Origin of the sequence: Nostoc sp. 'Peltigera membranacea cyanobiont' 232 (assembly GCF_002245985.1) — a bacterium.
Lineage (GTDB): Bacteria > Cyanobacteriota > Cyanobacteriia > Cyanobacteriales > Nostocaceae > Nostoc.
In genome coordinates this window covers 1-5,121 of record NZ_NOLK01000280.1, presented here as the reverse complement: position 1 = coordinate 5,121, position 5,121 = coordinate 1, and the positions used below count along the sequence as shown (strand labels likewise).

Sequence of the window (5,121 nt, the reverse complement as noted above, 5' to 3'; positions counted from 1 at the left end):
TTAAAAATGCTTCCCGAAATCCCTGAGCCTATTTTATTAAACCAGATTTTTGCCAAGCTTACTGCTTTAGGTCGCATTCATCCCGTTTCTACAGGCGTTGAACCCTCGTAAATTGGCAATGGTATTGACTTTTTAAACGAGAATATCGATGGTTAAAGTTAAGTTCTGTATTTGTAACCAGCTTCTCGTTTTAGAAGTTCCTATGCGCCAAAAATAGGGCTAATGCAGTTATTTAATTTGCCAAATATGTATAATGCTATCCTCATTGCTACTAACAAGGGTTTTACCATCCCGGCTCAGAGCAAGCCCTAAAACAGAACTGGAACCATCTTGAAAGGTATGCAACGGCTTTAAAGTCTCTAAGCTCCACAGTTTAATACTGCCATCATAATTGCCGCAAATCAGAATTTTTCCATCGGGGCTAATGGCAAGAGATTCAACTGAATTAAAATTATCAGTAAACTCATGCAGCAGTTTTCCAGTTTGAAGATTCCATAACTTTAGGGTACTAATCGCACGATTTCGAGAAACTAGCTGACCAAAACTACCACTAACAAGCTTTTTACTATCTGGAGTAATGGCAATAGCATCAACTCCAGTTTTGTGTCCTTTGAGAATATGGCGGGTTTTTTTGGTTTGCAAATCAATCAGCCTAATTGTATTATCATCGCCACCCCCACTACTCACAAGGGTTTGCATATCAGCGCTAAATGCAACTTTACTCACAAATCCTGAGTGTGCAGGAATGGTATCAAGCAGCTTAAGCGTGTGTAAATCCCAAAGCTTGATTGTGCCATCGTCACTGCCACTAGCAATCAATCTACCATCTGAACTAATCGCAACGGTTTCTACTGGTTGGGTATGCCCACTGTCGCTATTAAGCACAAGAAAAGTGCGTAAATCCCAAACCTTCATTGTTGGGGTGCTTATCCCACCAGTTACAATCCGCTTGCCATCTGGACTAATCGCAATCGAAGTGACACCATCTGAGTGAGCTTCTAAACTACGCAGCAATTTTCCGGTACGTAAATCCCAGAATTTAATTGTATTATCTCTACCTGCACTAATCAGGGTTTGCCCCGATGAGCTAATCGCAACTGCTCGAACACCAAAAGTCACTTTTTTATGCCCAGTCAGTGTGTGAACAATTTGAATCTGTGGTTGTAAATGAGTAATTGTACTCTTGTCTATGGGAAAATTTGAACTAGAAGAATGTACATCAATGACAGTGATATTTACTGCAATCGCTAAAACTATAATGACTGGTCTGGATTTGAGAAAATGCAATAATTTCATGGTGCCAAGGAACGCAATTACATAACATAGTTCCCATTGGATGGGACGCGATCGCTTATAAATAGAGCAAATCAAATCTTAGTTAATCAATTGGTTCTTTGGTGCAATGTAGATAATTTGAATTAACCCATCCTGACAAACCATTAACTCTAGTATTGGGCCCTTGAACGACACTTACATAAGCCCACATACCCTCTTGTTTCTTCAACAAAACATTATTGCCATTATCAAGACCTGCCCTAGATTGTCCATTCGGGCTATCACGAAGTGCCAGTTGCCCAGATGTAATATTCACTACATCACAATAAGTTACACCCTTGAGAGTTCCTACATTTTCAGTTGTCTCTACTAGTTGACGGCGTAATATCTGCTTATCTTTGTTGTAAATATTCAAATACATTCCTTCATTGGCATTTTCACGCCAGGAAACTGAATAAGTATAATCGCCATTTTCCCAAGTAATACCCCGATAACCATTATCACGCCAAGATGTTCCATTTTCTAAATTTATACATTTCCCCTGAGCATCACAACCTCTGTAGGTTTTGCCATTTTCTCCATCATCCAAAGTAATTGTAAATTCTCCAGCAAGGTAAGTCTCCGCTTTTGCATGAGTAGCGGTTACTCCAATAAAGAAAACAGTCAAAATTGCAGTCAAAAACAATCCTTTTATGCGTTTAATCATATTTACCTCTAGAATTTTCTAAAAATCAGAAAAATTTTTCAGAATTAGTATTTATCTTGTAATTTGGTAGGTTTTTTTTCTTAATTAAGCGGGTGATTATATCTTTAATAGCATTTTATTTATAAAAGTATGAAAATTATCTATTTTCAATAATGAGATTATAAATAAAACGTAAAAATTAGATAATACTAATAACACTATAAAAACTATTTAAATGAACAAAATATTACAATTTAATTCCCAAACAGGTTACTTATACTTGTCCTTGAATAATTTGAGTTAATTCACTGCGGCTGCGATTTGCTTCTGACCAAAAAGCTACCCAAAAAATCATTAGCATCAACATCGGCATACCTACAAATAGCGCAGCGATATAATTAGGCATAGCACCTGTCAACGTTATCGGAATGACTGCACCATACCAGGATAAAAACCAGAATCCTAAAAATGCCATCACAAAAGGATGTATCTTCATTTGTACATGAATCAAGGTTTGGTGAGATTCTACTTCAAAGCGTCCTCGAATCACTGGTAAAAACGAGTTCCGATAGTGAATTATGCGACTGATTTGAAACCCTGATTCCGAAATGGTTCCTTGATAAGGGAGGTGTTTCTTAGAGAATCTAAATGCTTTTGTCGGTTCAACTTGTGCATTCAGCCGTTGCAGAACTATAGGCAGTTCATCAGGTGTCAAAATCGTAAAGCTATTGTCGGGTAATACTTTCATGTTGATTGAGGTTGCTGACTGAGAATAAAAACTTGATAATTTGTAATATGAATCCTCTTAGTTTATTCAACACAGGGTCTTACTTTAAGTTTTCCCTCAACAGTAGCTTTTCTAACACAAAAGCTCCCCGATAAAGATCCAAGGAGTATGAAATCGTTGTGACTATAACTTGTGTGAGAATAGCGGTTCAATTTGCATTTGGTGTTTCTTCGCTTGGCAAAGAGCGAATCAACTCTCGGATCACATCGGTTGCTGGTCGTCCTGTTATTGAACAGTATTTTTCTAATCTTTCTGCTTCACCTGATGCCAGATTAATTGTGAGTCGTTTAGTCGCCCATTTCTTATTCACTGATTTAATCAACTCGAATTAAAACTACTTCTCTAATATCAATCATTCAAACTGTTATCACAATGATAAAAGTAATGATATTAGCCTCAAGAAGCTGTAAAGTAAACACTAATAAGTGTAAAGCCGTAGTGAAGAGTTTAAATTTAGTTTAAGTGATGAAGCTTAAATAATTTAAAGGCGACAATTATGAGTAGAACATAAGCTAAAAGTTTTTCTGTAATTAAGCATTCAGTGTAAATACATGGTAACTAGCAGCTTATCGACTGGATTGCTAGAGGCAATTTTGAACCAATCTGAGTTAAGTTCGGGAGAATAATACTTTAGTTAAGCCAAGCAAGATAGCCTAACTGCCTGCTGTAGGCGATCGCTATCCTTTTAACTCATTGGCACAAGGCTTTATACCAATACGGCTGGTATCAATCCAATAACCAATGTCAGGGCGGCTAGTGATAATCTTGGGTGCTTCAATTATCTCTGCGATCGCCTCCGGCGGGCGGTTACGTCATCGCACTCTTGGGGCTTGCTTTTGGTCAAAAGCAGAAATTTTATAAAAAATGACTGAATTAAGTAATCTTACTACTTACATTGTACTTAAGCTTACTTTAAAACAGAAAAGACTTGTGAGCATACTACTTGCTTGCTCATAAGTATTAATTCAGTAATTACTACTATTTTTACTAATTAATCTGCTGCCAAATTTTCAATACTAATATAGGCTAACAATGGCGCAAACTGTGAACCATTCACCCGGTTCCATAGTCACCTGTCGCAGTCGGCAATGGGTGGTACTACCTTCTGAAAACCAGGATGTTATTCGCTTACGACCGCTTTCTGGCAACGAAGATGAAATAGCTGGTATTTATCAAAAACTTTTACAAGAAAAGCTAGAGAACATTCAATCAGCCACATTTCCCTTACCTCAAGCTACTAGCGTACAAGACCATGCAGCTGCACTTTTACTTATGGATGCTGCACGTCTTCTACTCCGTAGCGGTGCAGGCCCTTTTCGCTGTTTAGGGCGGTTAAGCTGTTGCGTATTTAATTTGTATATGCGATGCGGGCAAGATGCCCGCACTACAATAATTTTACGTTTTCGTACTATACAATTTAGCTGCACATCAGCTTATCACTGCGTCCCCGTCCCTACCAGTTAGTTCCTTTGTTGATGGCACTGAAGTTAGAGACAGTAAAACTGCTTGTAGCTGATGACGTAGGTATTGGTAAGACGATCGAAGCTGGATTAATAGCTCGTGAATTGCTAGACCGAGGTGAGGTGAAGCGGATTGCAGTGCTTTGTCCGCCGCACTTATGTGACCAGTGGCAGCAGGAATTACGTGAAAAGTTTCATATTGATGCTGTGGTTGTGCGTTCTGGCACAGCTTCCAAATTAGAGCGAAACATACCTAATAATGACAGTGTTTTTAGTTATTATCGCCACCTGATTGTTAGCTTAGACTATGCCAAGGCAGAACGTCGTCGCGCTAGTTTTATAACTCACTGCCCTGACTTAGTAATTGTGGATGAAGCACATACTTGCGCCCGTCCCAATAAAACCACTACATCACAGCAGCAGCGACACCAGCTGATTACAGAAATTGCTCAAAAACAAGAACAACATTTACTGTTACTTACAGCTACTCCTCACAGTGGGATTGAAGAATCTTTTCTCTCACTTTTAGGTTTGCTAAAGCCAGAGTTTGAGCATTTCAATCTCAATAGCTTAACTGACAAACAACGTGACCACTTAGCCAATCATTTTGTTCAGCGCAGACGGGCAGATGTCAAGCTTTGGCTAGGGAATGAAACTCCTTTTCCTGAACGAGAGTCAAGCGAGGAATCATATAAGTTATCGAAAGAGTACAAAGAACTATTTGATGAAGTCTATAATTTTGCTCGTGGTCTAGTGAAAACAACTACATCTGACATGAGCCATGCTCGAATGGCACTAAGAAAAGCCGGAACCCTTGCAGTTTAAGCAGTTTGCAATTGTTTGCGTAACTCATGCCGGGTTTTAGTCATCAAGGGGTAAATTTTTGGGCGACGTTTGCGGACTCGTGGTTCGCT

The 5,121-nt window shown here is 38.8% G+C and carries 6 protein-coding genes; 2 read left to right on the top strand and 4 right to left on the bottom strand.

Translation table 11 applies throughout. The features are described from left to right. Positions 1 to 228 precede the first annotated feature (228 nt). The 4 genes from CDG79_RS38905 to CDG79_RS38890 all read right to left on the bottom strand — a co-directional run bounded on the left by CDG79_RS38905 (position 229) and on the right by CDG79_RS38890 (position 3,066). On the bottom strand, positions 229 to 1,296 hold the full coding sequence (locus CDG79_RS38905; protein WP_094346832.1) for a WD40 repeat domain-containing protein: 1,068 nt from the start codon (positions 1,294 to 1,296) through the stop codon (positions 229 to 231). An 82-nt stretch (positions 1,297 to 1,378) separates the two neighbouring features. Beyond that, positions 1,379 to 1,981, bottom strand: a complete 603-nt coding sequence (locus CDG79_RS43165; protein WP_189525290.1) for a hypothetical protein — start codon at positions 1,979 to 1,981, stop codon at positions 1,379 to 1,381. Between the two features lie 253 nt (positions 1,982 to 2,234). Next, a complete protein-coding gene (locus tag CDG79_RS38895) occupies positions 2,235 to 2,708 on the bottom strand; it encodes a hypothetical protein (RefSeq protein ID WP_094346831.1) in 474 nt (157 codons plus the stop codon). A 187-nt stretch (positions 2,709 to 2,895) separates the two neighbouring features. After that, positions 2,896 to 3,066 (bottom strand): CopG family transcriptional regulator, encoded by a 171-nt coding sequence (locus CDG79_RS38890; RefSeq protein WP_442946286.1) that lies wholly within the window; start codon positions 3,064 to 3,066, stop codon positions 2,896 to 2,898. Positions 3,067 to 3,779: 713 nt separating this feature from the next. Between CDG79_RS38890 and CDG79_RS44580 the strand changes: the two genes are divergently transcribed. Both CDG79_RS44580 and CDG79_RS44575 read left to right on the top strand, forming a co-directional pair. Beyond that, on the top strand, positions 3,780 to 4,211 hold the full coding sequence (locus tag CDG79_RS44580) for a hypothetical protein (protein ID WP_223278623.1): 432 nt from the start codon (positions 3,780 to 3,782) through the stop codon (positions 4,209 to 4,211). Between the two features lie 11 nt (positions 4,212 to 4,222). Continuing rightward, a complete protein-coding gene (locus CDG79_RS44575; RefSeq protein ID WP_223278622.1) occupies positions 4,223 to 5,032 on the top strand; it encodes a DEAD/DEAH box helicase in 810 nt (269 codons plus the stop codon). The last annotated feature ends 89 nt before the right edge of the window (positions 5,033 to 5,121 follow it).

What these genes read in the sequence shown, in the direction of transcription:
- CDG79_RS38905 (WP_094346832.1), bottom strand. Translation starts at nt 1,296, where the DNA reads ATGAAATTATTGCATTTTCTCAAATCCAGACCAGTCATTATAGTTTTA.
- CDG79_RS44580 (WP_223278623.1), top strand. Translation starts at nt 3,780, where the DNA reads ATGGCGCAAACTGTGAACCATTCACCCGGTTCCATAGTCACCTGTCGC.
- CDG79_RS38895 (WP_094346831.1), bottom strand. Translation starts at nt 2,708, where the DNA reads ATGAAAGTATTACCCGACAATAGCTTTACGATTTTGACACCTGATGAA.
- CDG79_RS44575 (WP_223278622.1), top strand. Translation starts at nt 4,223, where the DNA reads ATGGCACTGAAGTTAGAGACAGTAAAACTGCTTGTAGCTGATGACGTA.
- CDG79_RS43165 (WP_189525290.1), bottom strand. Translation starts at nt 1,981, where the DNA reads ATGATTAAACGCATAAAAGGATTGTTTTTGACTGCAATTTTGACTGTT.